Annotated in this window: 15 protein-coding genes and 1 pseudogene; 6 read left to right on the top strand and 10 right to left on the bottom strand. The window is 64.7% G+C overall.

The genetic code is table 11. From position 1 onward, the window contains the following. Window positions 1-4: 4 nt before the first annotated feature. Entirely contained in the window at window positions 5-1,594 is a 1,590-nt protein-coding gene (locus N0K08_RS05105) for an aldehyde dehydrogenase (NADP(+)) (RefSeq protein WP_261498983.1), read from the bottom strand. Window positions 1,595-1,883: 289 nt separating this feature from the next. Here N0K08_RS05105 and N0K08_RS05100 point away from each other — a divergent pair, with 289 nt between their 5' ends. Then, on the top strand, window positions 1,884-2,957 hold the full coding sequence (locus N0K08_RS05100; RefSeq protein WP_261499653.1) for an Ldh family oxidoreductase: 1,074 nt from the start codon (window positions 1,884-1,886) through the stop codon (window positions 2,955-2,957). A gap of 136 nt (window positions 2,958-3,093) precedes the next feature. Then, a complete protein-coding gene (locus N0K08_RS05095; protein WP_408642904.1) occupies window positions 3,094-3,801 on the top strand; it encodes a GntR family transcriptional regulator in 708 nt (235 codons plus the stop codon). A gap of 196 nt (window positions 3,802-3,997) precedes the next feature. On the opposite strand, the gene N0K08_RS05090 is transcribed toward N0K08_RS05095, so the two are convergent. The 6 genes from N0K08_RS05090 to N0K08_RS05065 form a co-directional block, all read right to left on the bottom strand. Next, on the bottom strand, window positions 3,998-4,990 hold the full coding sequence (locus N0K08_RS05090) for a TRAP transporter substrate-binding protein (RefSeq protein WP_261498981.1): 993 nt from the start codon (window positions 4,988-4,990) through the stop codon (window positions 3,998-4,000). Between the two features lie 43 nt (window positions 4,991-5,033). Next, window positions 5,034-6,299: a TRAP transporter large permease gene (locus N0K08_RS05085; RefSeq protein ID WP_261498980.1), complete on the bottom strand. Its 1,266-nt coding sequence runs from the start codon at window positions 6,297-6,299 to the stop codon at window positions 5,034-5,036. Window position 6,300: 1 nt separating this feature from the next. Continuing rightward, window positions 6,301-6,933: a TRAP transporter small permease gene (locus tag N0K08_RS05080; protein ID WP_261498979.1), complete on the bottom strand. Its 633-nt coding sequence runs from the start codon at window positions 6,931-6,933 to the stop codon at window positions 6,301-6,303. A 239-nt stretch (window positions 6,934-7,172) separates the two neighbouring features. Beyond that, window positions 7,173-8,117, bottom strand: a complete 945-nt coding sequence (locus N0K08_RS05075) for a dihydrodipicolinate synthase family protein (RefSeq protein WP_261498978.1) — start codon at window positions 8,115-8,117, stop codon at window positions 7,173-7,175. Window positions 8,118-8,573: 456 nt separating this feature from the next. After that, on the bottom strand, window positions 8,574-9,986 hold the full coding sequence (locus N0K08_RS05070; RefSeq protein WP_261498977.1) for a heavy metal sensor histidine kinase: 1,413 nt from the start codon (window positions 9,984-9,986) through the stop codon (window positions 8,574-8,576). Continuing rightward, window positions 9,983-10,657 carry a heavy metal response regulator transcription factor gene (locus tag N0K08_RS05065; protein WP_261498976.1) on the bottom strand — a complete coding sequence of 225 codons (675 nt, stop codon included), beginning with the start codon at window positions 10,655-10,657 and terminating at the stop codon, window positions 9,983-9,985. The genes N0K08_RS05070 and N0K08_RS05065 overlap by 4 nt, the downstream gene beginning before the upstream one ends. A gap of 565 nt (window positions 10,658-11,222) precedes the next feature. On the opposite strand from N0K08_RS05065, the gene N0K08_RS05060 reads away from it, so the two are divergent. Next, window positions 11,223-11,642: a DUF4148 domain-containing protein gene (locus N0K08_RS05060; protein WP_261498975.1), complete on the top strand. Its 420-nt coding sequence runs from the start codon at window positions 11,223-11,225 to the stop codon at window positions 11,640-11,642. A gap of 190 nt (window positions 11,643-11,832) precedes the next feature. On the opposite strand, the gene N0K08_RS05055 is transcribed toward N0K08_RS05060, so the two are convergent. The 3 genes from N0K08_RS05055 to N0K08_RS05045 all read right to left on the bottom strand — a co-directional run bounded on the left by N0K08_RS05055 (window position 11,833) and on the right by N0K08_RS05045 (window position 15,596). Continuing rightward, complete coding sequence (locus tag N0K08_RS05055) at window positions 11,833-12,798, bottom strand: tripartite tricarboxylate transporter substrate binding protein BugE (protein WP_261498974.1); 966 nt, start codon at window positions 12,796-12,798, stop codon at window positions 11,833-11,835. Window positions 12,799-13,051: 253 nt separating this feature from the next. Beyond that, complete coding sequence (locus tag N0K08_RS05050; RefSeq protein ID WP_261498973.1) at window positions 13,052-14,308, bottom strand: CaiB/BaiF CoA transferase family protein; 1,257 nt, start codon at window positions 14,306-14,308, stop codon at window positions 13,052-13,054. A gap of 94 nt (window positions 14,309-14,402) precedes the next feature. Continuing rightward, window positions 14,403-15,596 carry an acyl-CoA dehydrogenase gene (locus N0K08_RS05045; protein ID WP_261498972.1) on the bottom strand — a complete coding sequence of 398 codons (1,194 nt, stop codon included), beginning with the start codon at window positions 15,594-15,596 and terminating at the stop codon, window positions 14,403-14,405. A 413-nt stretch (window positions 15,597-16,009) separates the two neighbouring features. On the opposite strand from N0K08_RS05045, the gene N0K08_RS05040 reads away from it, so the two are divergent. The 3 genes and pseudogenes from N0K08_RS05040 (at window position 16,010) to N0K08_RS05030 (ending at window position 19,785) form a co-directional block, all read left to right on the top strand. After that, entirely contained in the window at window positions 16,010-17,161 is a 1,152-nt protein-coding gene (locus tag N0K08_RS05040; protein ID WP_261498971.1) for an efflux RND transporter periplasmic adaptor subunit, read from the top strand. Then, window positions 17,155-19,115, top strand: a pseudogene (locus N0K08_RS05035) (ABC transporter permease). The gene N0K08_RS05040 and the pseudogene N0K08_RS05035 overlap by 7 nt, the downstream one beginning before the upstream one ends. Before the next feature lie 166 nt (window positions 19,116-19,281). Then, a complete protein-coding gene (locus N0K08_RS05030; protein WP_261498970.1) occupies window positions 19,282-19,785 on the top strand; it encodes a sigma-70 family RNA polymerase sigma factor in 504 nt (167 codons plus the stop codon). Window positions 19,786-19,788: the final 3 nt, after the last annotated feature.

The raw sequence follows: 19,788 nt of genomic DNA, 5'->3' as shown, positions 1-19,788 counted from the left end.
CCGCTCAGCCCAGCGTCTGCAGTGCGCCATCGACGACTCTGGGCAGGCGCAGCGGATTGGCTTCCTGCACGGCCGCCGGCAGCAGTTCGTCGGGCAGGTCCTGATAGCACACCGGGCGCAGGAATCGATCGATGGCGGTGGCTCCCACGGAGGTGAACATGGCGTTCGACGTCGAGGGGAAGGGGCCGCCGTGCACCATGGCATGGCATACCTCGACGCCGGTGGGGAAGCCGTTGGCCAGGATGCGACCCGCCTTGCGCTCGAGCACGGGGATGAGGCGTCGCGCGTCGGCATAGTCCGCGGGATCGATCTGCAGCGTCACCGTGAGCTGGCCTTCAAGGTGCTCGGCGAGTTGCAGGACTTCATCGAAGTCCTTGGCGCGGATGACGATGGAGGCCGGGCCGAACATTTCTTCCGCCAATACCGGCGATGACAGCAGGCGTTGCGCGTCCGTGACGTAGAGGGCGGCCTGCGCTGCATTGGGCTGTTCCCCCGCGGCCAGGCCTTGCGCCACTTTCTCGACGCCTTCGACGCCATCGACCTTGGCGGTGCCGGCGCGAAAGGCCTGGTGGATGCCCGGGGTCAGCATGGTCTGGGCCGACTTGGCGGCCAGCGCCTGGCTTGCGGCCGCGATGAAGCGCTGCACGTTGTCGTCGCCGATCGCCACCACCATGCCTGGATTGGTGCAGAACTGTCCCGCGCCCATGGTCAGCGAATCGGCGAAGCCGCTGCCTATGGATTCGGCACGCGCGGCCAGGGCGGCGGGCATCAGGAAGACCGGGTTGATGCTGCTCATCTCCGCGTAGACGGGAATGGGTTCGGCGCGGGCGTTGGCGGTGCGCACCAGCGCCAGACCGCCCTGGCGCGAGCCGGTGAAACCCACGGCCTTGATGGCCGGGTGGGCCACCAGCGCCTCGCCCAGCTTGCGCCCTGCGCCGACCAGCAGCGAGAAGACACCTTCGGGCAGGCCCAGGTCCTTGACCGCTTTCTGGATCGCACGGCCGACCAGCTCGGACGTGCCCAGATGCGCGCTGTGGGCCTTGACGACCACCGGGGCGCCCGCGGCCAGCGCCGAAGCGGTATCGCCGCCCGCCACCGAGAACGCCAGCGGGAAGTTGCTGGCACCGAAGACGGCTACCGGGCCCAAGGGCATCTTGGCCAGGCGCAGGTCGGCGCGCGGCAGCGGTGCGCGTGCGGGCTGGGCCGGGTCTATGGTGGCGCTCAGGAAGCGGCCGTCGCGCACGACCTTGGCGAACAGCCGCAGTTGGCCCACGGTACGGCCGCGCTCTCCCTGCAGGCGTGCCAGCGGCAGGCCGGATTCGGCCTGGGCGCGTTCGATCAGCGTGTCGCCCAGGGCCACGATGTTGTCGGCAATCGCTTCGAGGAACTCGGCGCGCAGGGCGAGCGGCAAGTTGCGATAGGGGTCGAAGGCCGCTGCCGCGAGCTGGGCCGCGCGGTCGACTTCGGCCTGTCCGCCCATGCCGAACGTCGGCGTGGCGATGGGCTGGTCGGTGGCGGGATTGAACGCCTGTTGCTGGCCTTCGGTGCCGCGAACGAAACTCGCGCCTATGAGCATTTCGCCGGTGATTTGCATGGGGCTCTCCTGGTGTGATCGATGGTGGTGAACGGCGGGTCTTCAGGCTGGGGCGTGCGACGCGGATTCCCGGGGCACTGCGCCAGCAGAAGATACTGTAAATATATTGTAGGTATCTTTATTGTCTTCGGGGGCAGTGCTTTCCAGCATGCCAGGCCGAAAACGCAAGACCTCGCAAGTGCTGCATTCCCCACTCGCATGCTATAAGTATGTTGATAATATATTTATTTTGTGTAAGGCGTTCTCCGGTCCGAGAGCGCCTTGGAGAGAGGAGAACACCGTGAACTTCATGACAGACACCGACTTCAAGCGCCTCGGTGACAGTGCCGAAACGGCGACTTCGTCCGATGCCTGCGTGGCGCTGACCCTGGAGGAAGTGCATGCGTTTGCATACCGTGTGCTGACACACCATGGTCTGTCGGCGGCGCAGGCCCAGGCCATCGCCCGCGTCATCACGGCGGGGGAGCGCGACGAGTGCCACTCTCACGGCATTTACCGGCTGCTGTCGTGCACCAAGACGCTGCAGCATGGTGGCGTGGTCCGCGATGCAAGGCCGGTCGTCAGCGACCGCGGGCTCGGCGTCGTCGCCGTGGATGCGCAGTTCGGCTTTTCGCAGCTGGCTTTCGAGGTGGGCAGCCAGTTGCTGCTTGAAAAAGTCCGCAAGACGGGCATTGCCGCGCTGGTCATCAACAACTGCTATCACTTCTCGGCCTTGTGGCCCGAGGTCGAGGCCTTGGTGGCGCATGGTGTGGCCGCGCTGGCCATGACGCCCAGCCATTCCTGGGTCGCGCCCGCTGGCGGCTGCCGGCCCGTGTTCGGCACGAATCCGATCGCATTTGGCTGGCCGCGTGTGGGCGAGCTTCCCTACGTCTTCGACTTTGCGACGAGTGCCGTGGCGCGCGGTGAGATCGAACTCTATCGAAGGAGCGGACGCGCGCTTCCCGAGGGCTGGGGCATGGACGCCGAAGGTGAGCCGAGCTGCGACGCCGCCACCGTGCTGGATCAGGGCGCGATGCTGACTTTCGGCGGCTACAAAGGCTCGGCCTTGGCGACGATGATCGAATTGCTGGCGGGGCCGCTGATCGGCGACATGACCAGCGTCGAATCGCGCATCGTCGACGGCGGCGCGGGCGCCGCGCCTTGCCACGGTGAACTGGTCCTGGCGTTCGACCCCCGGTTCTTCAGCCAGGGCGACTTCCGCGCAGACCGCCTGCGGGCCGAAAAACTCTTCGACGGCATCACGGACCAGGGTGCGCGCCTGCCTTCCCAGCGCCGCTTCAACGCCAGAAGTCGCAGTCTGTCCGCAGGCTGCGTCCAGATTCCCGCGGCCTTGTTGCGGGACCTGCTGCAACTGCTGCGCTGAGCGGCTTGGGACGCAAGGCTTTTGCGCACCGGACTTACAGAGAAAACCCGGTGATGTACCCTCAGTATTTCGTCAATATAATTGAACCAACCATTTTGGCTTTTGCAGCACAAAAGCCGAAAAGAACCTTCATCTGATGTCTACTCCACAAAAATCCACAGCTTCGCGCGTGAAGACCTCCACTGCCAAGGTCAAGGCGGCGCTTCCGGCCAAACGCCGTGCTGCGGATCTTGCCTACGACGCCATCGAAACGATGATGTCGACCATGCAGCTCGAGCCCGGCAGTCCCATTGTGGAAGCCGAGCTTGCCGAGCGCACGGGCATGGGCAGAACACCGGTGCGCGAAGCCTTGCTGCGCATGATCTCCATCGGCCTGATCGTTCAGCAGCCGCGCCGCGGCCTGCTCGTTTCGAACATCGACCTGGCGGAACACCTTGACGTCATCCAGACGCGCAGGGTGCTGGAGAACCTGGTTGCGGCCTGCGCGGCGCGCCGCGCGTCGGCCGCGCAGCGCAAGGAAATTGTCCAATGCGCCGAGAAGATGGTGGCGGCTGCCGAGCGCGGCAATCTGGACGAATACATGCGCTGGGATCATGAGCTGGATGTCGTCATCCACACGGCGAGCCGCAACCGTTCGGCGGTGAAGTGCGTGACGCCGCTGATCGTTCAATGCCGTCGATTCTGGTATGCCTACCAGCACGCCGGCGAGATCTCCGAAGGCGCGCGCGCCCACCTGGAACTGGCCCAGGGAATCGCCACGGGCGATGAAGCGGCGGCGATCACCGGCGCCAACCGCCTCATGGACTACCTCGAAGATTTCGCCAAGCGCATCATCGAAAGCTGAAAGCCCCAGCCCTGACCCCTCCATCGCAGGTCGAGAGGGCAGGGGGCGCTTTTTCAAGGCTAGCAACGCCCACGGCCTACGCAACTGGCGCGCCCCAGCAAGGGGACACCGAGCAAGGGCCGCCCCGCAGCGACGGTGTCGCCCCCCTCCACCGAAGGTTGAGAGGGGGGAGCCGCGTCAGCGGCTCAGGGGGTGTTTAAAGTTTAGCGCCGACGGCCCGCAGTTCCGCGATCTGCGGCGCCTTGGGCAGCCAGATCTTGTCGAATGCGTCGATGGCCGGCTTGTTGTCGAAGTTGGAAAGATCGCGCATGACGATGGATTCCTTCTTGAACTTCTCCAGCAGACCGGCTTCGGTGGTGACGATGTCGTTGATCTGGATGTCCAGGGCCTGGGCCGTGAGCTGGCGAATCAGGTCGCGGTCCTTGCTGTCCAGGGTGTTCCAGACGCGGCCGGAGAACAGCGGGGCAAAAGGCATGAACAGCGCGTTCATCGGCATCATGACCTTGGACACCTTGTCGAAGCGCTGATTCCAGGAGAACTCCACGTCGGCTTCAAGGCCGTCGACCTGGCCGTTGGTCATGGCATCGAACACCGCGGGCGTGGGGATGGGGGTCGGAGCCGCGCCGAAGTATTGGTAGAAGTCGCGGTAGACCGGCGTGGGGTTGATACGGATCTTGAGGCCCTTGAGGTCGTTGGGCGTCTTGATCTCCTTGGTCGCGAACACCACCCGCATGCCGGTGATGCCCCAGCCCAGGCCGATGCAACCAGTCTCGCGCGGCAAGACATCCAGCAGCTTCAGGGCGGCGGGCGTCTTGACCAGCTTCGCCACGGCCGGCGTAGAGCGCACCAGATACGGCGCGTTGATCGAGGCCACGCTAGCGACGCGCGTGCCCAGCTCCGCGGCCTGGATCCAGCCCATGTCGAGGGCGCCGGACTGCAGCTGCTGCATCATGACCGATTCGTTGCCCAGCTGGCCGGAATGGAAAACGGTCACCGTGAGTCGGCCGTTGGTCGCCTTGGCCAGCGCCTCGCCGAACTGCAGCGCGGCGCGGTTCCACGAGTGGCCCGCGGGCGTGATGATGCCCAGACGCAACTCCTTGGCCGCGGCCGCGCGCGAAGGGGTCACGAAAGCCAGCGGAGCGGCGGCAATGGCCGAAGTCTGAAGAAAGTGGCGACGGTTCAGGGTCATGAAAAACTCCTTGGAGAGGGATGGCGGCAGAACAGGGAAGCGGTTATTTCAGCAGGCCCAGCGACAGGCTGGGGAACAGCGAAAGCATGATGAGTGCGATGACGCTGATGATGAAGAAGGGCAGGGTGACGATGAACATGCGCCCTGGCTTGGCCCCCGTGACCGCGGCGGCCACGAAGAAGCTCAGTCCCACCGGCGGTGTCATCAGTCCGAGCACCAGATTGATCACGATCACCACACCAAAATGGCGCGGGTCGATGTGGTAGATCTCGGTGGCGATAGGCAGAAGAATGGGGGCGGTCATGATCAGGCCCGGGATGCCGTCGATCACGGTGCCGATGATCAGCAGGATCACGTTGACCAGCAGCAGGAAGGTGATGGGATCGTGAGCCACGGTCTGGATCCAGGCGGCGACCATCTGGGGAATCTTGCCGTAGATCAGCAGCCACGAGAACACCGAGGCCGCGGCGACCAGGAACAGCACGATGGCCGAATAGATGGCCGAGCGCAGCATGATCGCGCTCAGATCCGAGTACTTGAATTCGCGCGTGACATAGCGGCCCACGAGCACCGCGCTGACCGCGCCCACGGCCGCAGCTTCGGTAGGGTTGGCCAGTCCGGTGAGGATGGAGCCGACGATGACCAGCGGAATCAGCAGCGTGGGGCTGGAGGTCAGCACCGTCATGGCGCGCTCGCGCAGCGTGCGCTTGGCGCTGCGCGGGTAGTTGTAGATCAGGCCCATGCAGGCGATCACGCCGAAGAACAGCAGCGTCAGCAGAATGCCCGGCAGGATGCCGGCGATCAGCATGTCGCCCACGGCCACCTGGGCCAGCACGCTGTAGACCACGAACATCACCGACGGCGGAATGATGGGGCCCAGCATGCCGCCGTAGACCGTGAGGCCGGCGGCGAAGGTCTTGTCGTAGCCCTGCTTTTCCATTTCCGGCACCATTACCTGCGACATGATGGCGACCTGCGCCGTGGCCGAGCCGATGATGGACGAGACCAGCATGTTCGCCAGGATGTTCACGTAGGCCAGCCCGCCCTTGATGGAGCCGACAAACGCCATCGACAGGTCGACCAGCCGGCGGGTGATGCCGCCGCTGTTCATGATTTCACCGATCAGGATGAACAGCGGGATGGCAATCAGGCCATAGCTGTCCACGCCGGCGAACATCTGGGTGGGGAAGGACTGCAGCAGCACCGGGTTGTCGGTGTTGTAGATGTAGAAGATCCCCGAGAGGCAAAGGCACAGGCCGATGGGCACGCCCACCAGCATGATCGCGATGAAGAAGATGGAGGTCAGCATGTCAGTTCACCGCTTCGGGATGGGTTGCCTGGAAGGCAGGGTGTTTGCGTTGGGGTGCGAGCTGCAGGTCTTCCAGCAGGTTGGCCAGTGCATGCAGACTCATGCAGACCGCGAAGATCGGCATGATCAGTTGCAGCACCCACACCGGCCATTCGAGCGTCTGCGTGCGCTCGGTGTAGAGAAAATTGAACGACTCCGCCGCGTATTCCCGGGCGTCGAAGCCCTTGCGGGCGATGCCGACCGGATCCATCCAGATCCAGCACATGGCCAGCAGTGCCAAGGCGAAGATCAGCACGCCTGAGGTGGCCATCACCTTGGCGATCTGCGCCTTGCGTGGGCCCAGCTTTTCGGTGAGCATGGTGACCGCGAAGTCCAGTCGCAGGCGCGTCATGGCCGAGGCGCCGACGAAGGTGAGCCAGACCACGGTGTACACAGAGGCTTCATCCACCCAGTAGAGCGGCATGCCGCCGTAGCGCGTGACCACATTGAGCAGGATCAGCGCCGTCAACAGGCTCATCAGGAAGGTGAGCAGCCAACGCTCCAGGCGCAGCAGGGCGTCCGAGGCGTCGAGCACCCAGCGCACGATAGGCGGTGGTGGTTTGTGGGCAGTGGAGGAGTTGGCGATATCGTCCATGAAGCGTCTTCTGCGTTTTTGAAAATGAATTAAAACAAACTGCCCACAACCCAAACATATGTCAAATATATTAAGCGTCCACGGAGATCGCGCCAATAGGTGTTTGCCTGGGATAGCCGGGCATGGCTGCCGGCAGCGACGTGGAACCCTGTCTTGATAGCAAGAAGAAGGCCAGCTTGAGAAGTCATGCCGCTGTGCATTCAAAAAAGGCTCCCATGGGGGAGCCTTTCAGAGCGTTATCAGCGGCCCAGGTCCTTGGACCAGACGGCGTACCAGTCGCGGAAGAGCTGGTATTGCGCCTCCGTGTAGCGGCGCTGCGAGTCGGTCAGCGCGTCGCTCGCGTTGAAGTGCAAGGCGTATTCCTTCTGACCGTTGAGCACCAGCAGGTACTTGTAGTACAGGACCAGATCGCAGCCTTCATCGAAGGACGACAGCACGCCCAACGCAGACTCCAGCTCCTGCGCATGACGGCGCGCGGCGACATCGCCCTTCGCGGCCTTCTTGCACAGCTCGACCAGGTGCAGGACTTCCTTGGGAAGCGCGTTGCCTATGCCCGTGATGGAGCCCGTGGCGCCGCAGTTCACGAAGCCGTGGAATACCTGGGTGTCGACGCCCACCATCAAGGTGACGGCATCGTCCTTGGAAGTGATGTGCTCCGCGGCATAGCGCAGGTCGGTCGCGCCGCCGAATTCCTTGAAGCCGATCAGGTTCGAGTACTTGGCGCGCAGTTCGAAGAACAGATCGGCCCGCGTCGCGAAGCCGTAGTAGGGGCTGTTGTAGATCACGGCCGGCAGGTTCGGCGCGGCTTCGAGAATGGCGGAGAAATGGGCTTTCTGCGCGGTCGCCGATGCGCCGCGCGACATGACGCGCGGAATCACCATGAGGCCTTGCGCGCCGACTTGCGCGGCGTGGGCTGCGTGGGCCACGGCGGCCTTGGAATTGACGGCGCCGGTACCGACGATCACCGGGATGCCCGCGGCGACCAGGCGGGCCACGCCCTCCTGGCGTTGCGCATCCGTCAGCAGCGGCCAGTCGCCCATGGAGCCGCAGTAGACGACAGCGCTCATGCCGGCGGCGATGAGCTCCTTGCCCTTGGCGACCAGCGCGTCGTAGTCGGGCAGGCGGTCTGGGGTGCACGGCGTCATGAGTGCAGGGATGGTGCCGGTGAAGATGTTCGTGTTCATGAAAACTCCCTTGGTAAAAAAGTCGCGGGTGGGGCTGTCGGCTTTCCCCTGGAAGCTCGCCGGTTGGTTCGACCGGCAGGCTGCAAGAGGAAGGGCTAAGGACTCGGGTTTAAATAGACTGTAAATATATTAGCAATATTCCAGGCACCGAGAATAGTCGATGCTTGCGGCCTGCGCAACTAGGGTTGACGCGCATGTGTTCGATAGGGGCAAAAATTGTTCGGCCCGGGGCCCGCAGCCAGGGTGTGGCCGTGTCGTGCAGGCGTTCCCGGCCTTTCGGCGCGGCTTGCCCCAAAGCGGGGCGGGCGCAGGCTGGTTCAGGTAGGGCGCATGGGCCGCGGCGCGGCGATGCTCTTCATGCGGCCTTGTGGCCGCGGGATGGACCGACGCAGGGGAAGCAATCAGCGCACCCGGGAAGCAGGCGCAGGCCGAGCGCGAGCCTCTGGCGCCGTGCTTTCAGCAGCTGGTGTGGCAGTCCGCGCTGGCTGGCGGCGTCGTCACCGACTCGAGGCCGAAACGCAGAATGAAGCGGGTCTCGTGCGGCTGGCTGTCGACCAGCACCTGGCCTTTGTGCATTTGCATGATGGACTGGACGATGGCCAGTCCCAGGCCGCCCGAGTCGCCCGGTTGCGCGCGCGAGGGGTCGCAGCGGTAGAAGCGGTCGAACAGCCGAGGCAGATGCTGGGCGGCTATGGGTTCGCCCTGGTTGGCCACTTCGATGTCCAGGCCTTGCGCATGCACCCGGCTGCGCAGCGTGACCTCGCTGCCGGCCGAGCCGTAGCGCAAGGCATTGGAGATCAGATTGGCCAAGGCGCGGACCAGCAGGGAGGTGTCGGCGATCAGCCCGCCTTGCGCGAGGTTGCGCATCTGCATCTGGCGCTCCTCGGCCATGCCTTCGAAATACTCGCACAGCCGGTCGCCCAGCTTGGACAGGTCCAGCGGTTTGAGCTGCAGCATGGCTTCGGGCTTTTCCGCCCGTGCCAGGAACAGCATGTTGTCGATCATGCGGGCCATGCGCTCGTATTCCTCCTGGTTGGATACCAGCAGGTTTTCATATTCTTCCGCGCTGCGCGGCTGGTTCAGCGCCAACTGGTTCTGGCCCATGAGGTTGTTGAGCGGGGTGCGCATTTCATGCGCCAGGTCCTCGGAAAAACGCGACAGCCGCGAATAGCCTTCTTCCAGCCGTTCGAGCATGAGGTTCAAGGCGTTGCTCAGGCCTTGCAGTTCCTGCGGTTGCTGGTCAGCGTCCAGCCGCAGCCCCAGTTGCTGGGGGTGAATGGCCGCGGCCTGCAGGCTCAGGCGGCGCAGGGGCAGCAGGCCGCGGCGCACCACTTCCCAGCCCAGGACAAAGGCCAGCAGCACGCCCGCCAACCAGGCCAGCCCCAGATTGGCGCTGAAGGCGGCGAGTATGTGCGCGCGCTCGGACAGCAGCTTGCCGGTGATCACGTCCAGGCTTTCGTTCGCCGTGACCACATGCATCCAGGCCAGCCGTGCGGCTTCGGGGCCGGGGCTGTTAAACAGCATGGGCGAGTTGGGTGCGGGCAGGGGCGGGCGGCGCATGCCTATGGGATTGATTTCAATCAGCACTTCGCCCTTGTCGTTCATGACCCAGAGGACATTTTCCTTGCTGCCCAGGATATTGGCATACAGCTGGGGGTTCTTTCTCAAGGCTTCGACATGCTCCGGGTCTCCGGCGACGATGCGCACGCGCTCAATGCGGGCGAGCAATGATTCGTCGTCGCGCGTGCTGATTTCAGTTTTCAGGGCGCTGTAGACACATATTCCCATGACGCCAAACAAAATCGCGCTCACGGCTGAAAACATCAGCGCCAGGCGCAGGCGCAAACTGATTTGGTGAAGGCGTTTCATGTCGCGCTGGCCTCGATGCGGTAACCCATGCCGCGCACGGTCTGGATGAGCTTGGTGTCGTAGGCATCGTCGATCTTGGCGCGCAGCCGGCGTATGGCCACATCGACCACATTCGTGTCGCTGTCGAAGTTCATGTCCCAGACCTGGGAGGCGATGCGGGTGCGCGACATCACTTCGCCCTGGTGCTGCAGCAGCAACTGCAGCAGGGCGAACTCCTTGTTGGTCAGGTCGATGCGCTGGCCTTGGCGCGTGACGCGTCGGCGCATCACATCCATCTCCAGGTCGGCCAGGCGAAAGATCTCCGGATCACGCACTGGCGTGCGGCGCAGAAGTGTGCGCACACGTGCGAGCAGCTCGGCATAGGAAAACGGTTTGACGAGGTAATCGTCGGCGCCCAGTTCCAGCCCCTTGACCCGGTCTTCAATGGCGTCGCGGGCGGTCAGGAAAAGCACGGGCGTCTGGCGGGTTTCACGAAACTTGCGAATGAAACTCCAGCCATCCATTCCGGGCAGCATCACGTCCAAAATCAACAAATCAAAATCGGAATTCTGGGCCAGATGCAATCCATCCACGCCGTTGTAGGCGACTTCCACTTGATAGCCGGATTCCATCAATCCCTTTTGCAGGTAATCCGCGGATTTCACCTCGTCTTCAATAATTAATATGCGCATGGAATTGACATCAAGTCTCTAGGAAGAAGGGAATGGTAGAGGGAAATACCCGATTGCACATGACAAAAACGTAATGTCTTTGCAATCTTCATGTCAGTGCGCACGCTGCAGAATTGCCTCATTCGCTTCACAGCATCGATGGAAAGGGGATGGAAATGCACTTGCGTACAAGCCAGTCAGCAGCGGGCCCCGTGCCAGCCATGTCGGCCGGTGCATGGGCTTTTTCTTCAGTGTCCCAGACCACGGCCAACGCCCTGGTCGACGCCTTGGTCGAGGCTGCGTCTCGTCCACAGGCCAGGGCCATCGTGGACGGGCTGTTGCGAATGCAAGGCGTTGACTCCCGTGGTCGGGAGGCCACCGAGCCGGTTACCCGGCACGGTGATTCGCCACCTCCCGATTGTCTTGCGAGTTCCTTCCTGCCGCCTGTCTAGCCAAGACGGCAAGGGATGGCTCCCTGAAAAGCTCCTGGCCTGATCGGCGGCAAGGCCACAACGAATGCCGCCATGACTGCGCTGTCGCCGCTCGCCGGCTTGCACAGCCATTTTTGAAAATTGTGAGAAATCTTATGAAATCCATTCGTCAAAGCGCTTCGATTCTGATCTTGTCCCTGACTGCCGCAGTCGCTGGCCATGCCCTGGCCGCCGAACCCACCACGGGTCTGAGCCGTGCCCAGGTCCTGGCCGATCTGGCCGAAGCCCAGCGCACCGGCAACATCGTCGACGGCGAAAGCAGCATGCCGCGCAATGCGCTCCATCCCCAGCAGTACCCAGCCCAGCCCCAAGCACAGGGCAAGACCCGTGCCCAGGTGATCGCTGAACTGGAGCAGGCCCGCGCCAATGGCGAGATGGTGTATCTGGAAGACACCGGCATGCAGATGAAGTCGCTGCCCAACAGCCAAGGCAAGCCGCTGACCCGCGCCGAAGTGGTGGCCGATATGGAGAAGGCCCGCGCGGCAGGTCAGATGCAGCTCGGCGAAGGCAGCTGATACTTCCTGTAGGCGCCTGAACGAAAAAATCCCCGCAATTGCGGGGATTTTTTTCGCCCTCTCGGGGGCAGCGGCGCTAGCCGAGCAAGCGAGGGGGCAACCCCGCTGGCGCCGGGCCGCCCCAAGCCAGCGGACGGCCCCCCTGGGGGGCAGCGCAGCCACACGCAGTGGGCAAGCGTGGGGGCTACATTCACTCCATGGTCAGCTTCTGCTTGACGACCACGTCCTTGTAGACCGCCAGCTCTTCCTTCATCTGCTGGGCGAACTTCTCGGGCGTGCCAGCCTGGATGATGGAGCCGGTTTCCTCGATGCGCTTGCGGATCGCGGGGTCCTGCAGCACCTTGCGCGTGGCGGCGTTGATCTTGTCGACGATGTCCTTGGGCAGGTTCTTGGGACCGATGATGCCGTAGTAGGCCATGCGGTTGACAGGCTCCAGGCCGACTTCCTTGAAGGTCGGCACGTCCGGCATCGCGGCCACGCGTTCGGGGGCGGCGACGGCCAGGGCGACCAGGCGCTTTTCCTTGATGAAGGGCAGGGCCGAAGGCAGGTTGTCGAAAATCAGCGGCACCTGGCCGGCGACGGCGTCATTCAGTGCCGGGCCCGATCCACGGTAGGGCACGTGGATCATGTCCGTGCCGGTGGACAGCTTGAACATTTCCATCATCAAGTGGGTGATGGAGCCCGTGCCTGGCGATGCGTAGGAGTACTTGCCGGGGTGCTTCTTCACTTCGTCAAGGAACTGGGCGTAGTTCTTGCCCGCGAACTTGGGGTTGGCCGCGATCACATTGGGCGTGGCCGCAATGTTGATGATGGGCGTGAAGTCGGTGGCGACGTTGTACGGGATCTTGGGATTGATGGCCGGGTTGGTCGCCGTGGTGGACACGGTGGCAATGCCCAGGTTGTAGCCGTCGGGATGGGCGCGTGCGGTTTCGGCGGCGCCGATGCTGCCGCCGCCACCGCCGCGGTTCTCGACGATCACGGGCTGGCCCAGCTCACGACCCAGGGGGTCGGCGATCACGCGGGCGATCAGGTCGGTGGTGCCGCCGGCGGCAAAAGGCACTAGCAGCTTGATGGGCTTGGTGGGATAAGCGGACTGGGCGGCCGCGCCGCCAAAAAGGGAAAAGATGCCCAACGCGATGAGGCTGAAACGAACCATTGAAATGTCTCCTGTCTGTGCTCTTAATCGATCACTCATGCTAGTGGATAGTTTTTGCTTCTCGCAGCGAAACGCATCGAAATCGGTTCGGTGTTTTCCCTTGGTTTTCAGAGGAGAAATGGCGTGATTTCGCCTGCATAAAATCGCGCGGATTTTTCGCATGTTCAACGCGGAATCCGGGCATTTCTGATGCCTGTTTCCGCAGCCTGGCAGCAGCGGCCGGGTAGGCCGTTACTGCCGTGACGCGCCGCGCCTAAATGGCCTGGGCCGTGCGCAGCGCGGTGATGCGCGCGGCGTCCAGCCCCATCTCCTGCAGCACTTCCTCGGTGTGCTGGCCCAGCGCCGGCGGCGCGCGGTGGTAGACCACGGGCGTGCCCGACAGACGCATGGGGTTGGCCACGCCGGCCACGGGGGGCAGTCGGTCGCCGTCGGTGCGCGGCCATTCAATGCGCAGGCCCCGGGCCTGGACCTGGGGGTCGTCGAAAGCCTGGGCCACGGTGTTGATCGGGCCGCAGGGCACGGCCTTGTCCTCGAACAGTGCGATCCAGGCCGCGGTGCTGCGGGTCTTGAGCAGGGGCTCCATGCGGGCGAGCAGTTCGCCGCGGTGCTGCACGCGCGCCGTATTGCTCGCAAAGCGCGCATCCTGCGCCCATTGCGGCTGGTCAATGGCGGCGCAAAAGCGCGCGAACTGGCCGTCGTTGCCTATCGCCAGCAGCACGTTGCCGTCCAGCGTGACGAAGTCCTGGTAGGGCGCGAGGCTGGGGTGCACATTGCCCGCGCGGCCCGGCGTCTGGCCGGTGGACAGAAAGCCCGCGGCCTGGTTGGCCAGCACGGCCATGCCCACGTCCAGCAGCGCCATGTCGATGTACTGGCCCTGGCCCGTGCTGTGGCGCGCGTTCAGCGCCGCCAGGATGGCATTGCTGGCGTACAGCCCGGTGAACACGTCGATCACAGCCACTCCGGCCTTGAGCGGCCCGCCGCCGGGTTCGCCGTCGGCATGACCGGTGACGCTCATCAGGCCGCACATGGCCTGGACCATGAGGTCGTAGCCCGCGCGCTCGGCGTAGGGGCCGTCCTGGCCGAAGCCGGTGATGGAGCAGTAGACCAGGCGCGGATTGAGGGCGATGAGGCTGTCGTAGTCGAGGCCGTACTGGCGCAGCCCGCCGACCTTGAAGTTCTCCACCACCACGTCGGCTTGCGCGGCCATGCTGCGCAGCAGGGCCTGGCCTTCGGGGTGGGCCATGTCGACGGTGATGGAGCGCTTGTTGCGGTTGCAGGCCGTGAAGTAGGCGGCTTCGCGCGTGTCCTGGCCGGCGTCGTCCTGGCGGAAGGGCGGGCCCCAGTGGCGGGTGTCGTCGCCGGCGACGGGGCGCTCGACCTTGATGACGTCGGCGCCCAGGTCGGCCAGCATCTGGGTGCACCAGGGACCGGCGAGCACGCGCGACAAATCGAGCACCTTGATGCCGGCCAGGGCCGCAGGCTTGGAAGCGGAGGGGGAGTCGTGGTTCATGGCGGTTGGCCGTGAGTGGCCCGGTGAAAACAAAAAAAGGAGCGGCTAGCGCTCCTTCCCTGGGAGCAAAAGCTCCCCAGCCCGTGGGCCGCGATCAGTTGCAGAAAGCAGCGATGCCGGTCTGCGCACGGCCCAGGATCAGGGCGTGCACGTCGTGCGTGCCTTCGTAGGTGTTGACCACTTCCAGGTTCACCAGGTGGCGGGCCACGCCGAATTCGTCGCTGATGCCGTTGCCGCCCAGCATGTCACGCGCCAGGCGTGCAATGTCCAGGGCCTTGCCGCAGTTGTTGCGCTTGATCAGCGACGTGACTTCGACCACGTTCTGGTGCTCGTCCTTCATGCGGCCCACGCGCAGGGCAGCTTGCAGGCCCAGCGTGATTTCGGTCTGCATGTCGGCCAGCTTCTTCTGCACCAGCTGGTTGGCGGCCAGGGGGCGGCCAAACTGTTTGCGGTCCAGCGTGTACTGGCGGGCCGTGTGCCAGCAGGCTTCGGCCGCACCCATGGCGCCCCAGGCGATGCCGAAGCGCGCGCTGTTGAGGCAGGTGAACGGGCCCTTGAGGCCGCGCACTTCAGGGAAAGCGTTTTCTTCGGGGACGAACACGTCTTCCATCACGATTTCACCGGTGATGGAGGCGCGCAGGCCGACCTTGCCGTGGATGGCAGGAGCCGACAGACCCTTCCAGCCCTTTTCCAGGATGAAGCCGCGGATCTGGCCTACGGCGCCGCTTTCCGAGACTTCCTTGGCCCAGACGACGAACACGTCAGCCACGGGGCTGTTGGTGATCCACATCTTGCTGCCCTTGAGCTTGTAGCCGCCGTCGACCTTGTAGGCGCGGGTGGCCATGGAGCCTGGGTCGGAGCCGTGGTCGGGTTCGGTCAGGCCGAAGCAGCCGATGAACTGGCCGCTGGCCAGCTTGGGCAGGTACTTCTGCTTTTGTTCTTCGGAGCCGAATTCGTTGATGGGCACCATCACCAGCGAGCTTTGCACGCTGGCCATGGAGCGGTAGCCCGAGTCCACGCGTTCGATTTCGCGTGCCACCAGGCCGTAGCTTACGTAGTTCAGGCCGGCGCCGCCGTAGGCCGTGGGAATGGTGGGGCCCAACAGGCCCAATTCGCCCATCTCGCGGAAGATGGTCAGGTCGGTCTTCTCATGGCGGAACATGTCCAGCACGCGCGGTGCCAGCTTGTCCTGGCAGTAGTCGCGGGCTGCGTCGCGCACCATGCGCTCGTCTTCCGTCAACTGCTGGTCGAGATGGAAGGGATCGTCCCACTGGAATTGGTTGGCCATGTCGGTCTCCTGGAATACTGTTGGTGGTGGTTTTGCGTCCACCTCACTGCGTTGTGTGCATGGTTGGCAGATGCTGGAGGCCATCGTAGGCAGAGTTCATAGTGGGAGCAAACGATTTGTTCGCATCCAGGTATGAGCTTTATGCATGTTTACGCAGTTCGGGCCACCGAGCCGAGCGCCACGCACCATGTTGCCGCCGCGATCCGATGCAGTGCTCTATCTCGCCAATCGCTGGAACCATTCCTCGCTAGCAGTTACATAGTTTTGAGTAATCGATTTGTTGTTTTCTATTGCTTTTCTGCTGGTTTTGGGCTGCGTGCCCCGGGCGTATGACTTTGTTGTGGAGGGCGGGCGATGAGGTATTGGTTTCTGTTGGCAGCCGGATGGCCCGTGGTGGCGCATCGGGGCCGGTCATGACACGCTGGTCGTCATATGGGATGCGGGCCGGTGCGCTGGTGCTGGCGGCGGCAGGGCTTGCCGCGCTGTGGACGGCGACCGCCACGCGGGTGGTCTATGCCACCCAGCCCGTAGTGCGCGCCGAGCTCATGTCCACGGTCAACGCGATCGGCCAACTGCAGCCGAACACTTATGTCGACGTGGGGGCACAGGTGTCCGGCCAGATCCTGCGCATCAAGGTGGAGGCCGGTGACACCGTGAAAAAAGGCGATCTGCTGGTGGAGATAGAACCCAGTGTGCAGCGCGCCGCGGTGGACGCTGGAAATGCCCAGCTGGCCGCATTGCGCGCCCAGCGGGAGGAGCTGGAAGCCCGGCACCGCCTGGCGGTCCAGCAGCGAGCGCGCCAGGCGGTGCTCGTCGCCCATGGTGCGTCGGCGCAGCAGGAAATGCAGATCGCCGAGTCCGAATGGGCCGCCACGGCGGCGCGCATCCGCCAGGTCATGGCGCAGATCGACCAGATCCAGGCCACGCTCCAGGCGGACAGCGCGCGCCTCGGGTACACGCGCATTTATGCGCCCATGGCCGGCACCGTGGTGGCGGTCGAGGCGCGCGCGGGCCAGACCTTGAATGCGGCCTATCAGACGCCCAATATCCTGCGCATCGCCGATCTGTCGGTCATGACTGTCTGGACCGAAGTGTCGGAAGCCGATGTGCGCCAGATCTCGCCAGGCATGCCGGTGCATTTCACCACCCTCGGCCGTGGCCGGGACCATGCCGTCCGGCGCTGGCAGGGGCGCGTGCGGCAGGTGTTACCGGGGGGCAGTGCCAGCTCGGGCCAGGCCACCAAGGCCGTGACTTACACGGCCCTGTTTGATGTCGACAACGCCGATCGCGAACTGCTGCCGCAGATGACGGCGCAGGTGGTTTTTGTCACCGCCCAGGTCGACAACGCCGTGGTCGTGCCGCTGTCGGCCCTGGCGCCTGACAGTGGGCCGGAGGGTCCGAGCGTGCGTGTGCTGGCGGCGAGCGGCCAGCCCGAAGTGCGCAGCCTGCGCCTGGGCGTGCGCAGTCGCAGCGAGGCCCAGGTGCTCGACGGCCTGCAGGTGGGCGAGGCGCTGATCACCGGCGAGTCGCGCGTCGGCGGCACACCCCGGTGGCTGCAATGGTGAGTGGCCCCCCCGCGTTGCTGGAGCTGAGCGGCATACGCCGGCATTACGCCGGCCCGCCGGGCGAACCCGAGGTCGAAGTGCTGCGCGGCCTGGATCTGCGCATCCACGCCGGCGAGTTCGTCGCCATCGTCGGAGCCTCGGGCTCGGGCAAGTCGACGCTGATGCATCTCCTGGGTTGCCTGGACCAGGCCAGCAGCGGGACCTACCGCTTCAAGGGTCAGGATGTGGCCCAGCTCACGGCCAACGAACGGGCGGTGCTGCGCAGCGCGCACTTCGGCTTTGTGTTCCAGGCTTACCACTTGATCCCGACCGAGTCGGCGAGCGAGAACGTGCAGGTGCCAGCCCTGTATACGGGCCTGGGCCAGGCACAACGCACCGAGCGGGCCATGGCCTTGCTGGGCCGGCTGGGCCTGGGCGACAAGGGGAATTTGCGCCCGCACCAGCTGTCGGGTGGGCAGCAGCAGCGGGTATCGATCGCGCGCGCCTTGATGAACGGTGGGCAGATCCTGCTGGCGGACGAACCCACGGGAGCGCTGGACAGCGAAAGCGGCAAGCAAGTGATGGCGCTGCTGCACGCGCTTTCACAGGCGGGCCAGACCATCGTGCTGATCACGCACGACCGGGCGTTGGCCGCGCAGGCGAGCCGGGTGATAGAAATACAGGACGGGCGCATTGTCGTGGACAGCGGGCGGCCGGCTGCGCAGGTCGCGTCAGCCGTGCCCGCGCTGTCAGATGCCCCGGCGGGCGCCGCCGACCGGCGCGTGGGCTGGAGCGATCTGCGCGAAGCGGTGCGCACCGCGTGGCGCGGCATGCGGGCGAGCCGTACGCGCACGGCACTGACCCTGCTGGGCATCGTGATCGGCGTGGCGGCGGTGATGGTGATGTCGGCCATAGGCGAAGGCACGCGTCGCCAGGTCATGGAGCGCATGGGCAGCATGGGGACGGTCAACCTCTATCTGGCCAGCCAGTCGCCGGACGGCGGCGGTCCTTTCGGTTTGCTGACCGAGCAGGACCTGGACGCGGTGCGCGCCCTGCCGCAGATCCGCCGCGTGAAGCCGATGATCTCGGAGTACGTCACCGTGCGCCACGGCAACGTCAGCAAGCAGGTGGTGGTGGTTGCGACCAGCGCGGAAATGCCGGCAGCGCACCATTGGCCGCTCGAGAAGGGGCGCTATTACACCGGCACCGAAGACCGTGAACTCGCCCCTTGGCGGTGCTGGGCCACAAGGCGCGCAAGCACTATTTTCCCGATACGCCCGATCCTTCGGGCCGCCAGTTGCTGGTGGGCAATGCGCTGTTTGAAGTCATAGGCGTGATGGCCGAGCGCGGCACCCTCACCGGGGTGCAGGATTTCGACGAGATGGTATTCATCCCTTACCAGTCTGGGCGTGCGCGGCTGTACCAGAGCCATGTCCAGCCCCAGTACGTGACCGTGCAGGCGTTGTCGGCGGCTCAGGTACCGCAGGCCTTGGCGGCGCTCAAGGGTTTGCTGCTCGCCAGGCATGGGCGGGAGGATTTCAACATCGTGAACGCCGCTGCCGCCATAGCAACCGAAGCCGCGACCCAGCGCAACCTGTCGCGGATGCTGGGGTTGATCGCGGCGGTCTCGCTGGTCGTGGGCGGCGTCGGCATCATGAATGTGATGCTGATGTCGGTGCAGGAGCGCACCCGGGAAATCGGCATCCGCGTGGCGACGGGCGCGCGCCAGCGTGACATCCTGTGCCAGTTCATGACGGAAGCGGTCTTGCTGACGCTGGTCGGTGGCGTGATCGGCATCCTCGCCGGGCTGGCACTGTGCGCCGCGCTGCTGCTGGCGGGCGAGCCGCTGCTGATCTCGGTGTCGGCCATGGTGGCTGCGTTTGCCTGCGCCGTCGCGACGGGCCTGCTGTTCGGCTACATGCCCGCGAGGACGGCCGCGCGGCTCGATCCGGTGGTGGCGCTGGCCGGCGAGTAAGGCAGGGCCGGGCGCTGACCACGCTGCGCGTGTGCGGCTTTCCACGGCCGACAGACGCGCGAGTGTCCGGTGTCGGCGAAGCCGATAGGCGTTTGGCTACAATTGAATAAGAATGATTCTTGTTTAATTGTGGGCTTTCGTCCCACAGAGGAATCGGGAAACGCCCATGCCTGCCGTTCAGAGACCTGCCCACTGTGAAATCGCCACGCTCTACACCGACCACCACGGCTGGCTGCAGGGCTGGTTGCGCAAGAAGGTGGGCAATGCCTTTGACGCGGCCGACCTGGCGCAAAGCACTTTCCTGAAGCTGCTGTGCAGCCAGGGCGTTGGCACGCTGCAGGAGCCGCGCGCCTACCTGGTGACCGTGGCGCGCAACCTGCTGATCAACCAGGTGCGCCGGCGTGCCATCGAGCAGGCCTATCTGGACGCGCTGGCCGCCTTGCCCGAGCCCGTCACGCCGCCGCCCGAGGCGCGGTTGATGGTGCTGGAGACGCTGATGGAAATCGACCGTCGGCTGGGCTCCCTGCCCGCGCTGGCCAAGCAGGCTTTTCTGCTGGCGCAGCTCGAAGGCCTGGGGCAGGCCCAGATCGCGGCCGAGCTGGGGATTTCGGTGTCGACCGTCAAACGGCATCTGGCCAAGGCGGCGCTGCGCTGCTTTTTCCCCGAGTAGGCC

Origin of the sequence: Acidovorax bellezanensis, assembly GCF_025421555.1 — a bacterium.
Lineage (GTDB): Bacteria > Pseudomonadota > Gammaproteobacteria > Burkholderiales > Burkholderiaceae_C > Comamonas > Comamonas bellezanensis.
This window is presented reverse-complemented; position numbering and strand designations above follow the sequence as displayed.